Consider the following 21,601-nt stretch of genomic DNA (forward strand, 5'->3'; position numbering starts at 1 on the left):
TAAGTAAACCATAGTTGTATTTTAATATACTCCATTTAAATTGGCGTATGTTAAAAATAAGTATAAAAAGTGAAGTTGCGGCAATTTATAAATTGAACAAAATTGAAATATCAATGGAAATTAAATCGGTATTAAAACAAAAATAGTATCTGCATGTATTGATTATTGCAGATACTATCATTATTTTTAATACTATTTGAAAATAGTTACGATGCAGTAATTTACTGAATGTCTTTTGCTACTTTTCCAACAGTCAATCCTTGAACTAAGATTGAGAAAACCACCACCACATAAGTAACAGCTATAATAGTTTCTTTATAGTCACTTTCAGGAACTGAAAGAGCCAATGCGATGGAGACCCCGCCGCGTAAGCCACCCCATACTAAAACGGCAATAGTTCCTTTGCTGAATTTTTCCTTAAAAGGAATAATCATTGTTGGAATTTTAATAGAAATAAATCTGGCGAATAAAACAATTATAATGCATATAATACCTAGTAGCCAGTAATGAATTAGATCATCGATAAGTAAAAGTTGGAATCCCATAAAAAGGAATAAAATTGCATTCATAACCTCATCGATTAATTCCCAGAAAGTACCCACACTGCTTTTTTTACTAGTACCCAATCTTCGTCTGGATTCTCCTATTATCAATCCCGCACCCACCATAGCAAGAGGAGCAGACGTATGCAAAGAACTTGCAATAAGATATCCTCCCATAACTACCGCTAGGGTAATTAAAACCGAAACTTTATAATCATGTGAAGTTCGTATTGCATAAGCGGCAAGATATCCAAGAGCAGCCCCTAATAACAGTCCGCCTACCGCTTCTCTAAGAAATAAATCAAAAATATGGGCAAATGATAAATCCATTCGTCCGGTGGCAACTACAACGGGATTATAAGCAAGATTAGCTAATACGGCAAATAATACCACAGCTACCCCGTCATTAAGGAGAGATTCTCCGGCAATTTTTGTTTCTAAAGACTTAGAAACATTGGCTTGCTTTAATATACTCAATACCGCAATCGGATCTGTCGGAGAAATTAAAGCACCAAAAAGTAAACAATATATTAAAGGTATTTCAGTATGTACATTTATAAGAGGAAGAAGATAATTGGATGTATAATAAAGGCCTACGCCCACAACGATGGCAGATATTATAACTCCTAAAGTAGAAAATATTATTACGGGAAGCCTTTGTTCCTTTAGATCCGACATATTGATATGTATAGCTCCGGCAAATAGCAGGAAATTTAACATACACCCCATCAAAATTTCGGTAAAATCAAATTCTTTAATTAATGAGGCAATATCATTTAAAGGTTTAGAGGTTAAACTACCTAAAAGAACTAAAATAATTGACATAATTAACGCAATGATCATTATTCCGATGGTAGAAGGGAATTTTAAAAACCTTACATTAATGTATGAAAAAATAGCAGCTAAAATAATAAGGATTGAAAATGAGTAGTATAATTCCATGAAATTGAATAAAATTTTTTGCAAAGATAATAAATAATATCAGAGAAAAAATAAAATCAAATTTCATCACCTGCTTAAAAGACAGAAAAATTTTATATTTATATTATAAAAACAGATTATATTAATTAAATTATCTTATAAAAGGAAAAAAAGTATTCAAGGGGATGAATACTTTTTTTTATATTATTTGAGCGCTTGTCGTTATGAAGTTACCTTACTGGCAATGTCCAAATCATTAATATCATCTTGAGATAAATTTAGGTCTACCGCTTTTAATATATCCAATTGTCCCAATTTAGAAGCACTGGCTATAGGAGTAGTAATACTAGGTCTTTGGATGATCCAGGCGATTGCAACTTGAGCCGGGGTAGCTGTATTTCGTGCGGCAACATCCTCTAAAGTTTTTATAATTCGTAAGCCTCTGTCGTTTAAATATTTCTTTAAGCTGTCACCTCTTTTACTTTTATTTAAATCCGCTTCCGAATGATATTTACCGGTTAGAAAACCACTTGCCAAAGAATAGTAAGTCATAACACCTAATTGGTATTTTTCGGCAATCGGCTCGTAATCCTTTTCATACGGTTGTCGATCATACAGATTATATTCAGGCTGTAAAACGGAATAAGAAGGTAGATTATTAGATTTACTTATTTCTAACGATTTTACTATTCTCTCAGGAGACATATTGGAAACCCCTATGTAACGTATTTTACCCTCTTTTATTAATTGCTGATAAGCATCCAATACTTCTTCTATGGGAGTATCGGGATCATCAAAATGAGTAAAATATAAATCTATATAATCGGTTTGAAGACGTTTTAGTGATTCCTCAACTTCTGAAAGAATATATGATTTTTTCAACCCTTTATGCGTACTGTCAATTTCTGCCCCTACTTTAGTTGCAATAACAAGTTTATCTCTAGATCCTTTTTGATGCATCCATTTTCCAATGATGGTTTCTGATTCTCCGCCTTTATTGCCGGGAACCCAAGCAGAATATACATCTGCAGTATCAATAAAGTTAAATCCTAATTCGGTATATTGATCTAATAATTCAAAAGAAGTGTTTTCATTGGCAGTCCAACCAAATACATTGCCCCCAAAAGCAAATGGATAAACCTCAAGATCAGTCGGACCTAATTTTCTTTTTTTCATAATCTGATGATTTGTTATCTCTACCTAAAATCTAAAATTATACCAAATGCGTCGGTCAACTTTTATTTGTTTTCAATCATTTCAAAATAAATAAATTCCAATGCTTTGTTAGTTATTCGAGTAATCATTTCATCTCTCGTTACATGAGGATAATAATATTTTTTTACAAAGGTGTTACCATGAACATATAAACCTATATAAGCTAAACCTACCGGATCGTTAAATTCATCAGAACTTGGACCGGCAACACCTGTAGTAGATATTGCAACATCTGAATTAAATAACTTTGCACACTGAATTGCCATTTCTTTAGCTACTTCTTCACTAACCACTTTATGAGTATGAATAAAAGGTTCGGGTATTTTTAAAACGCTCTCCTTAATTAAAGAGCTATAAGCCGTAATTCCTCCTTTATAATAAACAGAACTTCCCGCTAAGGAAGTGATTTTATGAGATAAGTTTCCACCGGTAATACTTTCAGCGACGGATAAAGTTAGATTATTTTTTGAAAAAAAATCGGCAATGATTTCAATTATATTGGTAGTAGTAGTTGAGAGCAATTTCTCATGTAAAATTTGAGATAGTTTTTTTATTTCTTTAGTAATTGTTTCTTCAAGTAGTTTTTTATCAGTTCCCTTTGCACTCAATCTAAGTTCAATCCTAGCCCCCGAAGGCAAGTAAGACAAAGACACAAAATCAGGTAAATTGTTTTCCCAATCCGTTAACGTTATGGCTAACTCGCTTTCAAGATAATCTACAACAATAACAGAACGCCTTACAATAAAGGGAAGGTTAAATTCTTTTTTTATTTTCGGAATAATAAATTCTTCAAACATAGCTTGGGTTTCATAGGGAACACCCGGAAGGTTGATTAAAATCTTATTTGATTTTTTTGTCCACAAGATAGGAGCTGTACCATATCTATTAATTATAACTTCCGAATGTGAAGGTACAAGAGCTTGTTTGCGGGTTAAATCATTCATCGTTCGACCATTTGTACAGTACAACTGAGTGATGTAATCCAAAGCAGGTTGATTAATAACTAATTGATCAGATAAGAACTCTGCTAAAGTTTGTTTGGTTTTATCATCTTTAGTAGGTCCCAGTCCCCCGGTTGTTATTATAAAATTAGTGTCAGATGCGAAGGCTTCTTTTAATTTAGTCACTATAGAATCGGGGTTGTCGGAGATTGTCGAAATTTCTGTGACCGAAACCCCTGTAAGATCTAGTTTTTTAGCAAGGAAATTAGAATTGGTATCCAGAGTTCTTCCGGAAAGAATTTCATCTCCAATAACGATAATACACGCTTTCATATATATAAATTTAAATATCAAATTTAGATAATTATACAGGATATTTGTGTTAATTTCATGAGTTAAAAATTTTAAAAAAATGAAAATTCATAGATAATGTAAAATTTTACAATTAATTTATATAAAGTAGATGTTCATTCCAAATTTAGAATATTAGTAAAGGCTACATAGTAGACACAATATTTCTTAAATTTGAGCCTTTAAATTCACAATTTTTTAAATAAATCAAATTTTATTGAGAATAATTAAAAAATATCAGAATTAAAACCTACACTGCAATCGTAGATAAAATAAACTTATGATAAACACAGTTATTTTTGATATGGATGGGGTAATAGTAGATACTGAGCCTATTCATGAATTGTCATTTAAAAAACATTTTCATTCTATAGGATTGGATATATCTCAGGAAGAATATGATACGTTCAGAGGATTATCTACCCGTAATTTATATCAAAATTTGAAACAAAAATATGGTTTGAAACAAGAGGTTGAGGAATTGGTTCAACAAAAAAGAAATATTTTTAATAAAATTTTTCAAGAAGATGAAGATCTAGATTTATTGCCGGGTGTAAGAAATCTTATCGAAAGTTTATATAAAGATAATTTTCAATTACTTTTGGCTACTTCTTCGGCTCGTGTAACCTTAACTAAAATTTTTGATCGTTTTGGATTGTTTCCTTATTTTAAACATATTGTGAGTGGAGAAGATTTTCCAAAATCAAAACCCGATCCTGCTATATTTTTAGAAGCTGTAAAATTATCAGGACAACCAAAAGAAAACTGTATTGTCATTGAAGATTCGACAAATGGCGTTATTGCCGCCAATAGGGCCGGTATATTTTGTATAGGTTATAAAAGTGAAGCCTCCGGTGATCAAGATTTGTCTACTGCGGATCAAATAATAAATGATTTTTCTAATTTAGATTCCGATACGATTAGGGCCATTGGTTTAGTTAAATAACTTTAATACTTTTGTTAAAATTCTTTTTGAGGTGAAAAAACAATTTGAAATTTTTAAAATATTCCGTAAATCGTTAGTACAAGAGATTGACGATTTAAGTATAGAGCAATTACAGAAAATTCCTGAAGGATTTAAAAATAATATTTTTTGGAATGTTGCCCATACGTTGGTTTCTCAACAAATTCTTCATTATAAAATGTCAGGTTTAAATCCGCTGATAACCAATGACTGGATTGAAAACTATCAAAATGGTTCTTTTCCCAGATTTGTAATTACAGAAGATGAAATTGACTACTTAAAAAGTAAGCTCATAATCACCGCTGAACAACTGGAAGAAGATTTTAATGAAAAAAAATTTGAATCTTATACTGAATTTGAAACAAAAATGGGCATTGTGATTTCTTCTGTTGAAGATGCGATAAATTTTAACAATACTCATGAAGCATTACACTACGGAATAGTGTCAAGTATGAAAAAATTAGTGTAAAATATTTTTTTTGAAATAAGTTAACAACCTTTAGTGTTAACTTTTAAATGAAAAAACCAAGCACTTTTAAATAAAGTGCTTGGCTTCTAAAAAAATTAAGAATATGGATGAATCTAGGATAATGCTTCAGTTATTTGGGGAATAATCTGTTTTTTACGGGAAACCACCCCTTTAAGGAAAGCTTCGCCGTTTTCAAGTCGTATTCCAAAAGCCTTTTCTGAAGCTTGAGCAGCATTACCCATAGCTAAAATTTTTGAATCACTATCCAACACATTAGTCACTACAAGTAAAAAAAGATCATAACCTTCTTTATTAATTTGGTCGGCTATAGCAGCCTCTATATTGGATTTATTTGAAAATACATCATCATAATCAATTGTGTTAACTTGAGCAACCCGTACCTTTTTTCCGTTTACTTCGAAAGATTTGGCATCCAGAGATAGTATTTCTTCGGCAGATTTGTTGGAAAGATTGGTTCCTGCTTTAAGAAGATCAAGCCCATATTTTTCAACCTCAATACCTGCAATTTTTGCTAATTCATGAGCTGCATCAATATCTTCTTGTGTGCAAGTAGGAGATTTAAATAATAACGTATCGGAAATAATCCCTGATACCATAAGACCTGCGATATCAGCGGGGATTTCAATGGAATTTTCTTTATAAATTTTTGAAATAATAGTTTGAGTACATCCCACAGGTTCAGCGCGATAATATAGAGGAACAGAAGTATGAAAATTAGCGATACGATGGTGATCTATTACAGCTAAAATGGTCAATTCTTCAATATCTGCAACCGATTGTTGGAATTCATTGTGATCTACCAAAATAATCTCTTTCGTTTCATCGGAAGCTCTAGAAATAACTCTAGGCGCTTGTATTTTAAAATAATCCAGGGCAAATTGGGTTTCTTCATTAGGAGTACCTAAAGCGACTGCCTCAGTATTTTTACCTAAGGCATTTTGTAAGTAAGAAAATGAAATGGCAGAGGTAATGGTATCCGTATCAGGATTTTGATGCCCTGTAATTAAAATTTTATTCATGTTAGCTAAAATTTGAAAATTTTTTAATCATGTATATAAACACGATGTCTTTTTTATTTAATTTAATATAAAAGCAAATATACATTTTTAAACTTTTTTAGCAAAGAAAGGCGCTTTCTAATTACTGAAATACATATTTTTAAATTAAGTAAAACTTTACTATTTTTGCAGTTAGTATAAATAGTATAATAGTATATAAGTACCGAATATGTTTCAGAATTTACAAGATAAATTAGATAAGGCATTACATAACATCAGCGGGAGAGGAAAGATCACGGAGATTAATGTTGCTGAAACCGTTAAAGAAATTAGAAGAGCTTTAGTGGATGCAGACGTTAGTTATAAAGTGGCGAAAGATTTGACTAAAAGGATTCAGGAGAAAGCCTTAGGTCAAAATGTGCTTACTTCCGTTACGCCGGGTCAGCTAATGGTGAAGATTGTACATGATGAGTTGGCCGATCTAATGGGAGGAGAAAATGTTGGAGTAAATTTATCGGGGAATCCTAGCGTTATCTTAATTGCGGGTTTACAAGGTTCCGGTAAAACTACCTTTTCGGGAAAATTAGCTAATTATCTTAAAACTAAAAAACAAAAAAAAGTTCTGTTAGTCGCCTGCGACGTATATCGTCCGGCTGCAATTGATCAATTAAAAGTTTTAGGAGATCAAATTGGAGTAGAAGTATACACAGAACCGGAAAGTAAAAATCCGGTTGATATTTCCGGTCATGCCATTGAATATGCTAAACAAAATAAATTTAATGTTGTTATAATTGATACCGCAGGACGTTTGGCGATTGATGAAAGTATGATGAATGAAATCAGAAATGTTCATCAAAAAGTCAGTCCAAATGAGACTTTGTTTGTAGTGGATTCCATGACCGGACAAGATGCGGTAAACACAGCCAAAGCTTTTAATGATGTATTGAATTATGATGGGGTAGTATTAACCAAATTAGACGGTGATACCCGAGGAGGTGCTGCTTTAACTATACGTACTGTGGTTGAAAAACCAATTAAATTTATTTCCACCGGAGAAAAAATGGAAGCGCTGGATATTTTTTATCCTTCGCGTATGGCTGATCGTATCTTAGGGATGGGAGATGTGGTATCATTAGTAGAAAGAGCCCAAGAACAATTTGACGAAGAAGAAGCACGTAAATTACAGAAAAAGATAGCGAAAAATCAATTCGGATTTGACGATTTCCTTAATCAAATTAAGCAGATTAAGAGAATGGGAAATATGAAAGATTTGCTTGGAATGATACCGGGTGCAGGTAAAGCATTAAAAGATATTAATATCGATGATGATGCTTTCAAGCATATTGAAGCTTTAATTTATTCCATGACTCCTGAAGAAAGAAGAAATCCGGCTATTATAACTACATCTCGAAAGAATAGAATAGCTAAAGGAAGCGGTAGATCCATACAGGATATCAATCAGCTGTTAAAACAATTTGAACAGATGAGCAAAATGATGAAGATGATGCAAACACCGCAAGGAAGGATGATGATGCAAGCAATGGCAAAACAAATGTCGGGAGGAAAACCTTTTTAAATAAAATATTCCTATTATTTAAATAAAAGATAAACATTTTAAAGAATCATTAATATTGATTATAACGGTTAACTAGTTAATCATAAATTATTTAACCATTAGATGTTATTTCAAGCATCTATATCGTTAAAACCTCAAGACTTAACTAATTCTATTAGCTAAAAAAAGTTTATCGGCTGATATAGATCAACAGTTCGCCCTCACCGTAGGTGACAACAACTTCATTTTCTACAGCCACATTACGCGTACCCAATCGTTGCGGAAATATAAGAGTTTCGTTGGATAAGGGATACTGTAAACCTTTCGTACAAATATTTTTAGCCTCAAAAAAAGGGATTAAGGAAATGGTTTTACCTTTTGCATCATTAATTTTAGTTGATTTACCCGAGAAAAAGAATTTTGAATAATCATCGTAAAATGTAATGCGGAGTTTATTTTTAAAAAAAAGTGCTGTAGATAAGTTTCCAATGAAATGATCGCTTTCTCTTCCACTTCCACCGTAAACATCCACATCATGTATACCTTTATCTAGCAATAATTCTAAAGCCTTATGAAAATCAGTTTTGTTTTGATCCGGAGTTTCAATAATTGGAATAGACGACGGGATAGTCGATACTTGTACACTATCCAGATCTCCTGAAATATAATTAATTGTAAAAGGTAAATTTTTTACATATCTGCTGTACGCCCCGTCTGTACACGTAATAATGGAATATGAACCTAAATTTTCAGGTAAAATTGTAGGTTTTTTTCCGTTTAAAAAAAGTAATGCTTTATTCATTGGGATTCCAAGGTTCTTCAATTTCATTTGCTAAATGTGCAAAATATCGTGCAAGAACAAACAAATAATCAGACAAACGATTTATAAATTTTTGAATAATGGGTCTTATATCTTCAATTTCACCTAAGGTAACTATAGTTCTTTCTGATCTTCTGCATACGGTTCTTGCAACATGTGCAGTAGAAGAAGATACATTTCCTGCCGGAAGAATAAATTGCTTTAAAGGAGGGAGGGTTTCGCTTATTTCATCAATCCATTGCTCCAATAAAATTATTTTTTCTTCAGAAAGTAAGCAAGATATTTTAGGTTTTCCATTTGGAGAATACATTTTATCTGAAGGAGTAGCTAATTCAGCACCGATAGTAAATAGTAAATTTTGTATAATTTTTAATTGTTCATCAATATTTTTAAGAGAACCATAACTTCTTAGCAAACCTATATAAGAATTTAATTCATCTATTTCGCCATAGGATTGAACGCGAATGGAATTCTTAGATACACGTTTTCCTCCATACAAACCCGTAGTTCCGTCGTCACCTCTTTTCGTATATATTTTCATTAAAATATCTTTTTGTTACTTGTAAATATGAAAAAGTTTTAAAATTAAATCTTTGAAATTTTTAATAGTAAAGTTAATTTAAATAAAAACGGGGCTAAAAGATGCTAAACATTTTTGCCCAGCAGTTTCTTTATCTTTTTCTTTCTTTCCTTCTTTTCAATGAATTTATTATTTTTTTTATACAATTGTTCCATGGTAAAATTAACATTTTCATGGCTGTATTTGGCATATTCCTTTGCAATGATAGGGATCATTTCATCCGTTAAGGATAATCTAATAAAATTTTGAAGCCTTTGATCTAAAGATAAAGATTGAAAACTCATCCGATTTAAATCGATTAAAGAAAATAAATATGCGTTTTTTTCTTGATCATTTTTTATGAGTACATTTCCCGGTGAAAGGTCTTTAAATAAGATATGATTTTCATGAATAGAAAAAACGAATGAAACAAATTCTTTTAGTATTAATTCCCAATCATCAAAACTATTTCTTTTTTCAATGAGTTCCCTAAAAGTAAAATCATACTCAGAATACTTTGAAAAATAAAAAGATCTTTTAATTTTAAAATTATGAATCTCTTCAAAAAAACCAATCGGTTCCGGTGTGTTTAAACCCTTAGAAGTTAAAATTTCAGCATGAAAATAAGAACGATGGGCTTTAGATTTTCTAAAATTAGCATAAACAAGTTGATTGAGAAGATGAGGCTTTTTAAAAGATTTTACCGCTAAGTTTCCCAGCACAGGATGAGGTATTTTACGTAAAGTGTTCCGTTCTTGAAATATAATCTCACCTAAAGAATCAAAATTTTCGATTATTTCATTTAATATGTCCGTATTGTTACGATATTTTTTTGATATATACGAATTCCATTTCATTTTATATTCCCTTTTAATTTTGCAGCTCTCGAGTAGAATTCACTTAAAATTATTCCGGTAGACATGGCGACATTTAAACTTTCTGTTTTTTGTTCTAAGCCGAATCTGGGGATTGTTAGAGTATGCGTACACAGAGATTTTATTTCATCTGAAACACCATTTCCTTCATTACCCATAATCACATAAAAATTTTCGGGTAAATCCGTAGTATATAAATTTTCACCTTTCATATCTGTTCCCATAACCGGTATGTTGGAATTTGTCAATATTTCAGCGATATCTGTATATACAACGTTAACTCTGCTTAATGATCCCATTGCAGATTGAACTGCTTTGGGATTATAGGCATCAGTAGTTCCTTTACTGCACAAAATCTGTTTAATCCCATACCAGTCTGCAAGACGTATAATCGTTCCCAGATTTCCCGGATCTTGTATTTCATCCAATACTAATTGAATTCCACTATATGAATTATTTGAATTTTGAGGTATTTCTAATACTGCTAATGCATCGTGAGGAGTAGTTAGAAAACTAATCTTTTTTAATTCTTCGAAACTGATCATTTGATATTGATTTTCATCTAAAAAAGAAATGGGAACCGTACTGTAAATGTTTTTTACAGAAAACTGCGAAAAGCAGAATTCTTTAATGCTTTTTATACCCTCAACAACAAATAAGTTATATTTTTGTCTATACTTTTTTTTTGAAAGCGACTGAATAAGTTTAATTTTACTTGCAGACAACATAAAATGAAATTAGGATACAATATTATAGTAAAAATATTGATTTTTGTTCAACTGTTTCTCATTTTTTCATGTAGAACAAATAAAGTACCTAAAAATGGACATTTATTTATTGATAATACATATAAATATGTAGATAAAAAAGGAAAACCTTATTTGGATGCATACGGTAATCCCTTTTTGAATAAAAAAGGCAAAGAAATTATCAACGAATACAAGAAACCATTTGATGATGAACTGGACAGTTATGTAAAGCAAAAATCTAATAAAAAAATACTATTCATAATTCCATTAGGGTTGTGGCTGTATGATTTCTCAAATCCTACATTCGATTCCGTCTACGCAGAATACTATTCCGTTAGTCAAAAACAAAGAAATCAAAAATTACTGGATTCTCTATATGTAAAATATAACTTAAAAAATTATGTTGGCAAATCCAGATGGTTTGATCGTTTTTTTTATAATAATGGAGAAGCCCCTATATTAGTTGATACCTTACTATCTAAAACTTCTTCAAAAAACATACAACAATATTTTAAAAACAGAGGGTGGCGTAAGTCCATTGTAAAAGACAGTGTAATTACTTCCGGTAAAAAAGCTCATGTGCAGTATTCCATAAAATTAGGACGTCCTATGATTATGGATACAATTACGTATGATATTGCCGATGAAATAAAAGATGATTTATATGCTCATTATTTAAAACGAACAAGACAGGCGAAGAAAAAAAAGTCTCCAATCCATGAACTTTCAAAAGACGAATTTATATACAACCTATTCAGTAGAGGTTCCTATGTTAAAAAAGGAGATCGATTAGATGCTTATGTAATTGAGAATGAGATATCCCGTTTGGAAAACCGTTTTAAAAATATGGGATATTATCGTTTCAATGATCTTAAAGATGAAGTTATTTACTATGTAGATACGGCTAATAATGTATATGATGTTTCGGTCAGATTATCAATCAAGAAAAGCCAAATAGGAAGTTTGACCACTACCACAGCTGTTACCGATTCCACTAGATCGGATACTCTTAAGAAAGATACTTTAGTGCATAAATTCAAAAGATTTAAATACAATAAAATAAACATTTCACTTTTAGATAATGAAAATAAAGATACAAGTAAAAATACTATAGACTCAAGTTTCTATGTAACTACCAAAAAAATAGTAAGAAGGGTTGACGGTAGGAAAACAAAAATGATGGTTAACGATACCATTGCTTTCATTGTTAACCATTTAGGAAATAAATATAAAAACAGAGTATTGGCAGATATGTTAGCCATTGAAAAAGGGCATTCATATAATTTAAGCTCTGAGACTCGTACTCGAAGGAATATATATAAAGTAAATAATTTTAACATCCTCGGTTTTAATACAGTTCCTGAAAAAGACTCTGATTCCACCTTAATATCCAATATCATCCTTTCTCCCATGGATAAATATTCTTATGAATTAGGATTTGAAGCGTTTAATTCAGGTGTTGTTAATTTCGGTATAACTCCCAATCTTACCTTTACGGTAAAAAATCTTTTTGGGGGAGCAGAAAATTTAAGTGTCAGTTTTGGAGGATCCTTAGGAAATATTAAAACCAAAAAAAATAACAGTAAAATTTTTAATGCATCGGAACTATCAGCGCAGGCCAGTTTATCCTTTCCTAAGCTTATTTTGCCTTTCAACGCTAAAAGATTAATTCCTAAAGCCTGGGGTCCTTCATCGGCAATTTCTTTAGGATATAATGCACAATATAACATAGGTTTGGATAAAAGAAGTTATAATGCCGGATTACTTTATAATTTCAATCCCACTCGAACTACCGTTCACCAAATTACATTATGGAATCTACAATATACACAGTTTTTAAATCCTAATAATTATTTCAACATATATACACAAGACAGTAAAGTAAGAAATAGTGTTTACGATTTATATTTTCAACAATATCCTTCCGCAAAAGAGGAGTACGATAAAAACCATAATGATAATGATTTACTGTTTCAAATTCAGAATAATATAGACTTTCAAGATTATTTAAGATCTACGCATTTAAGTTTAGCTAACGATTACGACTTAATGGAATTTCGTCGTTATCGTTTCACACAGAATGTATTAATCTCCTCTTTTAAATATGATTTTACCTACGATCAACGATTAGGATATTTTCCGGGTAAACATCCTTTTTATTTAAAAGCACAAGTAGAATTAGCAGGTAATCTGGAATCTTTATTTAACAAAACACTCAAAGATTTTACAACTTCCAATAATAAAACTATAAAACAAATATTTGGAGTTCCCTATTCACAATATGTGAAATTCGATTTGGATCTAAGAAAATTTTGGATTTTTTCCGGAAAAAAATCGTTTAATGCGAGACTTTTTACCGGAATAGGAATACCTTATGGAAATTCCTTTAGTATGCCTTTTGACCGAAGCTACTCTGTGGGTGGACCAAGTGATGTTAGAGCCTGGAAATCTTTTGGTTTTGGTCCGGGATCATCAAAATTAGGCGGAAAAGACGGCTATGAACTAATAGCGATCGATAATTTTAAATTGTTGACTCAGGTAGAATACAGGTTTCCTTTACCAAGTAAAGGGTTCGAAGGAGCTTTATTTGTAGATGCAGGAAATGTTTGGGGAATTAATAATAATTCCCTGAATAAATTTGAATTTAATTCCTTCTATAAAGAACTGGGAATTGGAGGAGGATGGGGGATCCGTTGGGATATAAGTAACTTTATCATTCGCTTTGATTTTGCTTATCGATTTCATGATCCAAGAAGAGATGAAAATGACCGATGGTATTTTAAATATATCAATCTGTTGAAACCTCAAGTTAATTTTGCTATCGACTATCCGTTTTAATCAAATAATTTTTGTTTGCATAAATACGTTGATATATGAATTCATAAAATTCGGAAAATGAGCTTTTTTAAAAATGTTAGATTACGGAATTGGTTTGGGTATATATTGGCGCTTATAGTAGCTCTTTTTATTATAATCTTTTCTAACAGCAAAGTTGAAGAATTAAAAGAAGAAGAATCCGTAAAAATTTCAAATTATGCCAAAACGTTGGAATTATTAAACACGGAAACAGATATTCCTCCTAAAACTCAATTTTTTTTAGTGCAGCTTATCGAGCAAAACACTACCATACCCGTTATTTTAGTAGATGAAAAAGGAAATTACATTGATTCTAAAAATGTAAGTAAAAAAATTATTTCAGATTCTTTAAAATTAAAGGAAGAATTGCACGAAATGGCAGAATCCTATTATCCCATTTTAATCAAACTTCCTTTTGGAAATCAATACGTATATTATAAAAACTCGGTTCTGCTGACACAATTAGGTTATTATCCCTTTGTACTAATTATATTAGTAACATTGTTTGTCTGGTTTACCTATTGGTATTTTAAAACCGTAAAAAAAACAGAGCAAAGTTTACTATGGGCAGGAATGGCTAAGGAAACCGCACATCAAATCGGTACTCCGCTTTCATCCATCATGGGATGGCTGGAAATATTAAAAACAGAAGAAATTGATCAAAAACCGATAATAAATATTGAAAAAGATGTACACAGACTGCAAAATATTACCGACAGATTTTCTAAAATAGGATCAACTCCTTCACTAAAAAAAGAAGATATCGTGGAAATATCGGAACAAGCATTTATGTATTTGAAAAGAAGAATGTCCAAACAAATCGGGTTTGAATTTCAAGCACCGGAGTATCCTGTATATGTTTCCTTAAATAACATCTTATATAGTTGGGTTATCGAAAATCTCATTAAAAATTCGGCAGATGCCATGAAAGGAGAAGGAAAAATAAAATTGCAAATCCACGATAACAAAAAAAATATTTTTATAGATATTTCCGATGAAGGATCAGGCATTGAATCAAAAAATGTGAAAAAAATATTCAAACCCGGATTTACAACTAAAAAAAGAGGGTGGGGACTAGGCTTGTCTCTGGCCAGGCGAATTATTGAAGATTATCATTACGGTAAAATTTTCGTTCAAAATACCGAAATTAATAAAGGGACTACTTTTAGAATAATTTTAAAAAAATAATTTGTAAAAATTTTATTGAGTAATAGAAAAAAACGTAGTAATTTAATTACTTTTGATATTATGATATTACGAGGAGAACATTTAATAAAAACATACGGAAACAAACGAGTAGTTAAAGATGTTTCATTAAATGTAAAACAAGGAGAAATAGTAGGATTGTTAGGGCCTAATGGAGCCGGAAAAACCACTTCTTTTTATATGATTGTAGGCTTAATCAAGCCTACTCAAGGAAATGTATTTTTGGATAAGATTAACATAACCAAAGATGCTATGTATAAAAGAGCACAAAAAGGAATCGGGTATTTGGCTCAAGAAGCTTCCATATTCAGGAAATTATCCGTAGAAGATAATATTGTGGGAGTGTTGGAGATGACTAAGCTTTCGAAGAAAGAAAGAAAAATAAAAGCCGATTCTTTAATAGAAGAATTTGGTTTAGAACACGTTCGTAAGAACCGAGGAGATTTATTGTCGGGAGGAGAAAGACGTCGTTGCGAAATTGCCCGATGTCTGGCTACCGATCCTAAATTTATTTTACTGGATGAACCCTTTGCAGGAGTTGACCCTATTGCCGTTGAAGATATTCAAAAAGTCGTGCGTTCTTTGGTAAATAAAAATATAGGAATTTTAATAACAGACCATAACGTTCAGCAAACTCTGGCTATCACTCATAGAACTTATGTTATGTTCGAAGGAAATATATTAAAGGAAGGATATCCCGAAGAATTAGCAAATGATCCGATAGTTCGTCAAGTATATTTAGGAGAAAATTTCAGATTTGAAAAAATATAATAATGAAAAAAATTTTTACAGGACTATATATTACTTTAATAGCTACATTAAGTTATAGTCAGCAACTTCCATTAATTTCCAAAACTGAATTTTCCGAAGAAGCCTTAAAGCAACTAGTAGTTGATACGGATAATAAAGAAACAACGATGCAATTCGTACTAAATAAACACAAAGGAAAAGTTACCATCCTGAAATTTTGGGCATCTTGGTGTAAAGATTGCATAGTGGGAATGTCCGATTCACGGGCTCTTAAGCAAAAAAATAATAATGTAGATTTTATTTATCTGTCATTAGACAAAAATTACGATTCTTGGAAAAACGGTATCACTAAGTATGAATTAAATACGGGTGATAATTATTGGTTTTCAACTGGTTGGAAAAATCCTTTTACAGAATATATTGAATTAAATTGGATTCCACGCTATATGGTAATAGATCAACAAGGAAAAATTGCTTACTATTATGCAATTACGGCAAATGACACAGAAATACAAAAAACCATAGATGCATTGCAGGAAAAATAAAGCTAAATTATTTACTTATTTCTAAAAGTTTCTCAGCTTCTATCAACTGATGGTACCAATTTTCTCCGAATTTTCTAATTAAAGGTTCTTTTAAAAATTCGAAAACTTTAACATTAAGTTCTTTACCTAAAGTACACGCATCCTTGCATATATACCATTCATCATAATTTACCGCAACATATTTTCGTAATTTTTGAAGACGAACCGGATACAGATGACAGGAAATAGGTTTTTTAAAATCAATTTTACCGTCTTCGTAAGCCTTTTCAATGGCGCATTTCGCAGCTTGATTTTCATCATAGATTACATAAGCACATTCTCTACCCTCTATTAACGGAGTAACATAATCATCATCAAGATCGGTTGTATATTTACCTTCCAATTCAATAGCCCTTCTACCTTCCTCTCTAAGATAAGGCGATACTTGCTCATATATGTCTTCAAGAATCGGTAATTCTTCTTCATCGAGTGGAGCTCCCGAATCTCCTTCTACACAACATATCCCTTTGCATTTACTAAGATTACAAACAAATTGTTTCTGTAATACATCTAAAGAAATTATTGTATCTTCTATTTGAATCATGATTTTTGAAAATAAATTCAAAGATAGCATTAAATTTTTATTAAAAGTTTATATAACTTTACAAAAAAACAGTAACTTTGATAAAATGTATGCTATACATTTTTGTGTTCTTAAGAAATAAATGTGTTTGCATCAATATGTTAAATTAATTTTTTAGTGCAAATTATGAAAAAAATCGTATTAATAGGTGGAGGCTTTGCTGGGATTAATATAATCACCAGATTGTCCAATGATCCTAATTTTGAAATTACCTTAGTCGACAAAAACAACTATAATTTTTTTCCACCATTAATATATCAAGTAAGTTCAAGTATTTTAGATCCCGCAGCTATCAGCTATCCTTTCCGTAGATTTATAAGACATAAAAAAAATGTTAAATTCAGATTAGGAGAATTAATTGAAATCAAATCCGATGAAAACAAAGTAGTCTTATCTAATGGAGAATTAGATTATGATATTTTGATTTTAGCAACGGGAACGCAAAGTAACTATTTCGGAATGGAAAATTTAGAGAAATATGCCTTTCCAATGAAAACCTTAAATGATGCTTTGTTACTTAGAAATATACTTTTAGAAAGGTTAGAAGCCGCCAGTAGAGAAACTGATTTAATAGAAAAGAAAAGATTATTATCCATCGTCATCACCGGAGGAGGACCTGCCGGAGTTGAAATAGCAGGAGTTATTCGCGAAATTATCAATTATATTGAAAATGTAGACTATAAAGATTTAAAAGACCAAATTCAAGTCTATTTGGTAGAAGGAAGCCCCGTATTATTGGGACCTATGAGCGATAAATCTCACAAAGAAGCTTATCATGCCTTAGATAAATTAGGAGTTAAAATACTGGTAAATACACAAGTAAAAGATTGTGATGAAAACACCATATATTTTTCTAACGGAGATAAAATTGAAACAAAAACTATAATCTGGACAGCGGGAGTTACTTCAAGAATTTTTGAAGGAATACCCAAAGAAGTGTATGGAAGAGGTAGACGTATGCAAGTTGACGCGTATAATAAAGTTCAAGGATTTTCTAATATATATGCAATAGGAGATACCTGTATTATGACTACTGATCCTAATTTTCCTGCAGGACATCCGCAATTAGCCCAAGTAGCAATACAACAAGGAAAAAATTTGGCAAATAATTTAAAAAAACAACTTACACAAGACAACTATCAACCTTTACCATTCAGTTATAAAGATAGAGGGTCTATGGCAGTTATCGGAAGAAATAAAGCCGTAGCCGATCTGATTCATCCTACCTTATTTTTAAAAGGATTACCGGCATGGATTATTTGGTCGTCCATCCACTTAATTTCTTTAGTTTCCATAGGTAATAGATTAAATACTTTATATCGTTGGTTAACCATATACATATCTAAAAATTCTTCCTTAGGAAGTGCTTATAAAATTGGAGATCCAAGACCCTGAATACCTAAAATATTGTATATATTTCAGTAATAGAATTTATACTACAAGCTGAGAATTATTTTCTTTTTTATTAACAGGAGTAGAATTATTTTGATCCATACTAACGGTGCCTTTATATAAGGCACCATTTTCAACTTGAAAACTTTTTACCTGCATATTTCCTATAATAGATCCCGAGTTTTTCAAACTAAGATTATCAACAAAAATATCGCCGTCAATTTGGCCATATACAATAAGTTCTTTAGTCCTTATATCTCCTTTAACGCTTCCTTTCTGACCAACAACAAGTCCACAAGTGCTATTGACATTTCCTAATGTTTGACCATCAATTCTAATAAATTCTTTACATTCTATATTTCCTTCGATTTTACAATCCTCCGCAATAATAGTAGTAATGTTTTCTGTAGATAAATTAAGAGCAGCTCCTTTTTTTTTATTGAACATAGTTAGTTTATTTTATATAGTAGTTAAATTTATTTCATATTTAGTTTACATGCAAATAATTATTTGGATTTTCTTTTTCTTTATTTAAAATAATTTCATAATGAACATGAGGTCCGGTAGAACGGCCGGTACTTCCTAATTCACCAATAACATCTCCGGCATTGACAACCTGTCCTTCTTTAACCAATATTTTAGACATGTGACCGTATAGTGTTTCATAACCGAAATGGTGCTTTATCATTACACAATTTCCATATCCTCCTCTAACACTGGCAAAGGTAACAACACCATTCGCAGTAGCATGAATAGGATCACCAATAGTTCCTGCTATATCCAAACCCGGATGAAACTCGGATCCTTTACCTTTTTTCATCGGATTTCCTCTCACACCAAAATTAGAAGTAATCCTTCCAACGTGAGGTAAGCCGATAGGAATGAATTGAATCTTTTTATATATATCGGAAATTCTCTTTTTTTTATTTTCAATTAAATTTAAGTTAGAATCATTAACAGGATAATACTCTCCCCCCACATTATCAACATTATAATTAGAGGCGGAAGTAGGGAGCGTTTTAACTTGACGATCTTTAAGGTATCTCTCAATCTTTAATAAAGATTTTTCAGCTTCATTAAGATTGATAATCATATCATTTAATTTTTTAGTATCCAACTTACTTTCAAGGTCAGCAATTTTAACATGTAAATCTTGTTTTTGGTAATACACATAACTTATGTAACTAACCAATCCCGCAACTAAACAAAAAATAGTAAAAATTGATAAAAGTAAAATCTTTTTGTACAGAAAAATATTTCTTATATGCTTATTCTTAACAGAAAAAATTTTTGTTTCCAGTGAATTTTTATCAGTAATAATTATAGTGGAATATTTAGATTTGTTATTTTTCATAGTATAATATTCTGAAGGTAGTGGAACAAATATAAAAAAATTAAAACAAAATGTATAATTTAAACATTACGTTTAACAATAAATTAGCAAAAATTTAAACATTATTTGTAAGCACAAAACCGACCTTAATTTTCGTTAATTTGAAAAATAAAAGTATAATGTGTAATAGATAACAAATGCCTAATATCACTTATTTAGTATAATAAAAATATATTGACTGCAAAAGTTTACACCATACGAAGAAAGATAAATTTACATACAATTAATTAGAATAATAACTTATAAACATCCTCAACCTTAGAAACCATTTCAACCCTAATATTATATTTCTTGCGATCAATTTTATTATACTTAGATATGAAAATGACATCATAACCCAATTTTTCAGCCTCAATGATTCGCTGTTCAATACGATTTACAGGTCTGATTTCACCACTTAAACCAATTTCACCGGCGAATAAACAATTATCCGGTAAAGAAATATCCTCATTAGAAGACAAAATAGCACAAATAACAGCTAAGTCAATAGCAGGATCATCAACACGAATACCTCCGGTAACATTTAAAAACACATCCTTAGTTCCCAAATGAAAACCCGCACGCTTTTCCAAAACAGCTAATAACATATTTAATCGTTTAACGTCAAAACCCGTTGTCACCCGTTGAGGTGTTCCATAAACAGCCGTTGATACCAATGCTTGAATTTCAACCAACATAGGGCGTAATCCTTCCAAAGTAACCGCAATAGCATTTCCCGATAAACTTTCATCTTTTTTAGATACTAAAATTTCAGACGGATTTTTTACCTGTTTCAACCCGGAAGAGAACATTTCATAAATTCCAAGTTCAGAAGTAGAACCATACCTATTTTTATTTGCACGTAAAAGTCGGTAAACATAATTTCTGTCCCCTTCAAACTGAAGAACGACATCTACCATATGCTCCAAAATTTTAGGACCGGCTATAGAACCCTCCTTAGTAATATGTCCAATTAAAAATACAGGAGTAGAAGTTTCCTTAGCATATTTAATTAATTCGGAAGCGCATTCTCTAATTTGAGATATACTTCCCGGAGAAGATTCTATATAAGAGGAATGTAGAGTTTGAATGGAATCAATCACTAACAACTCCGGTTGAAGCTCATGAGCTTTCTTTAAAATCTTTTGAGTTGAAGTTTCCGTTAAAATATAGCATTCAGAATTAGAAATATCCAAACGGTCAGATCTCATTTTAATTTGATTACTGCTTTCCTCTCCCGAAACATATAATACTTTTCTGGGTATTTGTAAAGAAATTTGCAACAACAAAGTAGATTTACCGATGCCGGGTTCGCCTCCAATCAAAATAACACTACCGGGAACAATACCGCCACCTAATAAATGATCCAGTTCAGAGTCATTAGAAAGAATACGATATTCATCCGTAGTTTCAATTTCGTGAATCTTATATATCTTATTTCTAGAAGAAGAGGAATTAAGGGAAGAAATAGAATTTGCAGAACTTTTTTCAATAACTTCTTCAACAATAGTGTTCCATTCTCCGCATACTTTGCATTGGCCCAGCCATTGAGAATATTGAGTTCCGCAATTTTGACAAAAAAAAGTAGTTTTAGCCTTAGCCATATATATAGTTATTTACATTTATTAGTTAGTACAAAGATAGTCTATAATAATCTTTGTTAATGACTATATAATAACAAGTATCTGGAGGATTAAAAAAGAATTAAAAAAAATTAAAATTTTTTTTTGAGGTTAAATAGGTGGTATTCAGGACATTAATGATTATTTAGCAAAAAAGATTAAAAAAAGATTAAAAAAAACTTGCGGGGAAAGAAAAAGTAGCTATCTTTGCACCCGCAAGTCAGGAACAACGAAAGAGAAAAACAGAAGATGAGGG

General features: G+C 31.2%; 20 protein-coding genes. 8 read left to right on the plus strand and 12 right to left on the minus strand.

Going from position 1 to position 21,601, the window contains the following annotated elements:
- Positions 1–221: 221 nt before the first annotated feature.
- The 3 genes from J3U20_RS08300 to J3U20_RS08310 all read right to left on the minus strand — a co-directional run bounded on the left by J3U20_RS08300 (position 222) and on the right by J3U20_RS08310 (position 3,952).
- A complete protein-coding gene (locus tag J3U20_RS08300; protein ID WP_105297211.1) occupies positions 222–1,484 on the minus strand; it encodes a cation:proton antiporter in 1,263 nt (420 codons plus the stop codon).
- Positions 1,485–1,685: 201 nt separating this feature from the next.
- Positions 1,686–2,639, minus strand: a complete 954-nt coding sequence (locus tag J3U20_RS08305) for an aldo/keto reductase (protein WP_160542608.1) — start codon at positions 2,637–2,639, stop codon at positions 1,686–1,688.
- Positions 2,640–2,701: 62 nt separating this feature from the next.
- Positions 2,702–3,952: a CinA family nicotinamide mononucleotide deamidase-related protein gene (locus tag J3U20_RS08310; RefSeq protein WP_160542607.1), complete on the minus strand. Its 1,251-nt coding sequence runs from the start codon at positions 3,950–3,952 to the stop codon at positions 2,702–2,704.
- A 298-nt stretch (positions 3,953–4,250) separates the two neighbouring features.
- Between J3U20_RS08310 and J3U20_RS08315 the strand changes: the two genes are divergently transcribed.
- The gene (locus tag J3U20_RS08315; protein WP_160542606.1) at positions 4,251–4,916 is read left to right on the plus strand and encodes an HAD family hydrolase; all 666 of its coding nucleotides are present in this window, start codon (positions 4,251–4,253) and stop codon (positions 4,914–4,916) included.
- A gap of 31 nt (positions 4,917–4,947) precedes the next feature.
- Complete coding sequence (locus tag J3U20_RS08320; protein WP_160542605.1) at positions 4,948–5,403, plus strand: DinB family protein; 456 nt, start codon at positions 4,948–4,950, stop codon at positions 5,401–5,403.
- A gap of 113 nt (positions 5,404–5,516) precedes the next feature.
- Here J3U20_RS08320 and J3U20_RS08325 read toward each other — a convergent pair whose 3' ends face one another.
- A complete protein-coding gene (locus J3U20_RS08325) occupies positions 5,517–6,443 on the minus strand; it encodes a manganese-dependent inorganic pyrophosphatase (protein WP_160542604.1) in 927 nt (308 codons plus the stop codon).
- A 208-nt stretch (positions 6,444–6,651) separates the two neighbouring features.
- Here J3U20_RS08325 and ffh point away from each other — a divergent pair, with 208 nt between their 5' ends.
- Positions 6,652–7,998: a signal recognition particle protein gene (gene ffh, locus J3U20_RS08330; protein WP_160542603.1), complete on the plus strand. Its 1,347-nt coding sequence runs from the start codon at positions 6,652–6,654 to the stop codon at positions 7,996–7,998.
- Between the two features lie 169 nt (positions 7,999–8,167).
- Here the strand turns inward: ffh and J3U20_RS08335 are convergent, their stop codons facing one another.
- From J3U20_RS08335 to J3U20_RS08350, 4 genes are all read right to left on the minus strand, one after another.
- Complete coding sequence (locus J3U20_RS08335; RefSeq protein ID WP_160542602.1) at positions 8,168–8,779, minus strand: thiamine diphosphokinase; 612 nt, start codon at positions 8,777–8,779, stop codon at positions 8,168–8,170.
- Positions 8,772–9,338: a cob(I)yrinic acid a,c-diamide adenosyltransferase gene (locus tag J3U20_RS08340; RefSeq protein WP_160542601.1), complete on the minus strand. Its 567-nt coding sequence runs from the start codon at positions 9,336–9,338 to the stop codon at positions 8,772–8,774. The genes J3U20_RS08335 and J3U20_RS08340 overlap by 8 nt, the downstream gene beginning before the upstream one ends.
- Before the next feature lie 104 nt (positions 9,339–9,442).
- Positions 9,443–10,213, minus strand: coding sequence for a Kdo domain containing protein (locus tag J3U20_RS08345; RefSeq protein ID WP_160542600.1), 771 nt, complete (start codon positions 10,211–10,213; stop codon positions 9,443–9,445).
- Positions 10,210–10,959 carry an RNA methyltransferase gene (locus J3U20_RS08350; RefSeq protein WP_160542599.1) on the minus strand — a complete coding sequence of 250 codons (750 nt, stop codon included), beginning with the start codon at positions 10,957–10,959 and terminating at the stop codon, positions 10,210–10,212. The genes J3U20_RS08345 and J3U20_RS08350 overlap by 4 nt, the downstream gene beginning before the upstream one ends.
- Positions 10,960–10,962: 3 nt before the next feature.
- Between J3U20_RS08350 and J3U20_RS08355 the strand changes: the two genes are divergently transcribed.
- The 4 genes from J3U20_RS08355 to J3U20_RS08370 are packed head-to-tail and all read left to right on the plus strand — an operon-like array spanning position 10,963 to position 16,337.
- Positions 10,963–13,818 (plus strand): BamA/TamA family outer membrane protein, encoded by a 2,856-nt coding sequence (locus J3U20_RS08355; RefSeq protein ID WP_160542598.1) that lies wholly within the window; start codon positions 10,963–10,965, stop codon positions 13,816–13,818.
- A gap of 57 nt (positions 13,819–13,875) precedes the next feature.
- On the plus strand, positions 13,876–15,024 hold the full coding sequence (locus J3U20_RS08360) for a sensor histidine kinase (protein ID WP_160542597.1): 1,149 nt from the start codon (positions 13,876–13,878) through the stop codon (positions 15,022–15,024).
- A 60-nt stretch (positions 15,025–15,084) separates the two neighbouring features.
- Positions 15,085–15,813, plus strand: coding sequence for an LPS export ABC transporter ATP-binding protein (lptB, locus tag J3U20_RS08365; protein ID WP_105297198.1), 729 nt, complete (start codon positions 15,085–15,087; stop codon positions 15,811–15,813).
- Positions 15,814–15,815: 2 nt separating this feature from the next.
- Positions 15,816–16,337, plus strand: a complete 522-nt coding sequence (locus J3U20_RS08370) for a TlpA family protein disulfide reductase (RefSeq protein ID WP_160542596.1) — start codon at positions 15,816–15,818, stop codon at positions 16,335–16,337.
- A 7-nt stretch (positions 16,338–16,344) separates the two neighbouring features.
- Here the strand turns inward: J3U20_RS08370 and J3U20_RS08375 are convergent, their stop codons facing one another.
- A complete protein-coding gene (locus tag J3U20_RS08375; protein WP_160542595.1) occupies positions 16,345–16,920 on the minus strand; it encodes a DUF3109 family protein in 576 nt (191 codons plus the stop codon).
- A gap of 165 nt (positions 16,921–17,085) precedes the next feature.
- On the opposite strand from J3U20_RS08375, the gene J3U20_RS08380 reads away from it, so the two are divergent.
- Complete coding sequence (locus J3U20_RS08380) at positions 17,086–18,354, plus strand: NAD(P)/FAD-dependent oxidoreductase (RefSeq protein ID WP_160542594.1); 1,269 nt, start codon at positions 17,086–17,088, stop codon at positions 18,352–18,354.
- A 36-nt stretch (positions 18,355–18,390) separates the two neighbouring features.
- Here J3U20_RS08380 and J3U20_RS08385 read toward each other — a convergent pair whose 3' ends face one another.
- The 3 genes from J3U20_RS08385 to radA form a co-directional block, all read right to left on the minus strand.
- Positions 18,391–18,798, minus strand: a complete 408-nt coding sequence (locus tag J3U20_RS08385) for a bactofilin family protein (protein ID WP_160542593.1) — start codon at positions 18,796–18,798, stop codon at positions 18,391–18,393.
- Positions 18,799–18,838: 40 nt separating this feature from the next.
- Complete coding sequence (locus J3U20_RS10080) at positions 18,839–19,705, minus strand: M23 family metallopeptidase (RefSeq protein WP_160542592.1); 867 nt, start codon at positions 19,703–19,705, stop codon at positions 18,839–18,841.
- A 266-nt stretch (positions 19,706–19,971) separates the two neighbouring features.
- On the minus strand, positions 19,972–21,327 hold the full coding sequence (gene radA / locus J3U20_RS08395; RefSeq protein WP_160542591.1) for a DNA repair protein RadA: 1,356 nt from the start codon (positions 21,325–21,327) through the stop codon (positions 19,972–19,974).
- Between the last annotated feature and the right edge of the window lie 274 nt (positions 21,328–21,601).

The sequence above is a fragment of the Apibacter sp. B3919 genome (genome assembly GCF_026537405.1).
In the GTDB taxonomy this organism is placed as follows: Bacteria; Bacteroidota; Bacteroidia; order Flavobacteriales; family Weeksellaceae; genus Apibacter.

What these genes read in the sequence shown, in the direction of transcription:
- J3U20_RS08300 (WP_105297211.1), bottom strand. Translation starts at nt 1,484, where the DNA reads ATGGAATTATACTACTCATTTTCAATCCTTATTATTTTAGCTGCTATT.
- J3U20_RS08305 (WP_160542608.1), bottom strand. Translation starts at nt 2,639, where the DNA reads ATGAAAAAAAGAAAATTAGGTCCGACTGATCTTGAGGTTTATCCATTT.
- J3U20_RS08310 (WP_160542607.1), bottom strand. Translation starts at nt 3,952, where the DNA reads ATGAAAGCGTGTATTATCGTTATTGGAGATGAAATTCTTTCCGGAAGA.
- J3U20_RS08315 (WP_160542606.1), top strand. Translation starts at nt 4,251, where the DNA reads ATGATAAACACAGTTATTTTTGATATGGATGGGGTAATAGTAGATACT.
- J3U20_RS08325 (WP_160542604.1), bottom strand. Translation starts at nt 6,443, where the DNA reads ATGAATAAAATTTTAATTACAGGGCATCAAAATCCTGATACGGATACC.
- ffh (WP_160542603.1), top strand. Translation starts at nt 6,652, where the DNA reads ATGTTTCAGAATTTACAAGATAAATTAGATAAGGCATTACATAACATC.
- J3U20_RS08335 (WP_160542602.1), bottom strand. Translation starts at nt 8,779, where the DNA reads ATGAATAAAGCATTACTTTTTTTAAACGGAAAAAAACCTACAATTTTA.
- J3U20_RS08340 (WP_160542601.1), bottom strand. Translation starts at nt 9,338, where the DNA reads ATGAAAATATATACGAAAAGAGGTGACGACGGAACTACGGGTTTGTAT.
- J3U20_RS08345 (WP_160542600.1), bottom strand. Translation starts at nt 10,213, where the DNA reads ATGAAATGGAATTCGTATATATCAAAAAAATATCGTAACAATACGGAC.
- J3U20_RS08350 (WP_160542599.1), bottom strand. Translation starts at nt 10,959, where the DNA reads ATGTTGTCTGCAAGTAAAATTAAACTTATTCAGTCGCTTTCAAAAAAA.
- J3U20_RS08355 (WP_160542598.1), top strand. Translation starts at nt 10,963, where the DNA reads ATGAAATTAGGATACAATATTATAGTAAAAATATTGATTTTTGTTCAA.
- J3U20_RS08360 (WP_160542597.1), top strand. Translation starts at nt 13,876, where the DNA reads ATGAGCTTTTTTAAAAATGTTAGATTACGGAATTGGTTTGGGTATATA.
- lptB (WP_105297198.1), top strand. Translation starts at nt 15,085, where the DNA reads ATGATATTACGAGGAGAACATTTAATAAAAACATACGGAAACAAACGA.
- J3U20_RS08370 (WP_160542596.1), top strand. Translation starts at nt 15,816, where the DNA reads ATGAAAAAAATTTTTACAGGACTATATATTACTTTAATAGCTACATTA.
- J3U20_RS08375 (WP_160542595.1), bottom strand. Translation starts at nt 16,920, where the DNA reads ATGATTCAAATAGAAGATACAATAATTTCTTTAGATGTATTACAGAAA.
- J3U20_RS08380 (WP_160542594.1), top strand. Translation starts at nt 17,086, where the DNA reads ATGAAAAAAATCGTATTAATAGGTGGAGGCTTTGCTGGGATTAATATA.
- J3U20_RS08385 (WP_160542593.1), bottom strand. Translation starts at nt 18,798, where the DNA reads ATGTTCAATAAAAAAAAAGGAGCTGCTCTTAATTTATCTACAGAAAAC.
- J3U20_RS10080 (WP_160542592.1), bottom strand. Translation starts at nt 19,705, where the DNA reads ATGAAAAATAACAAATCTAAATATTCCACTATAATTATTACTGATAAA.
- radA (WP_160542591.1), bottom strand. Translation starts at nt 21,327, where the DNA reads ATGGCTAAGGCTAAAACTACTTTTTTTTGTCAAAATTGCGGAACTCAA.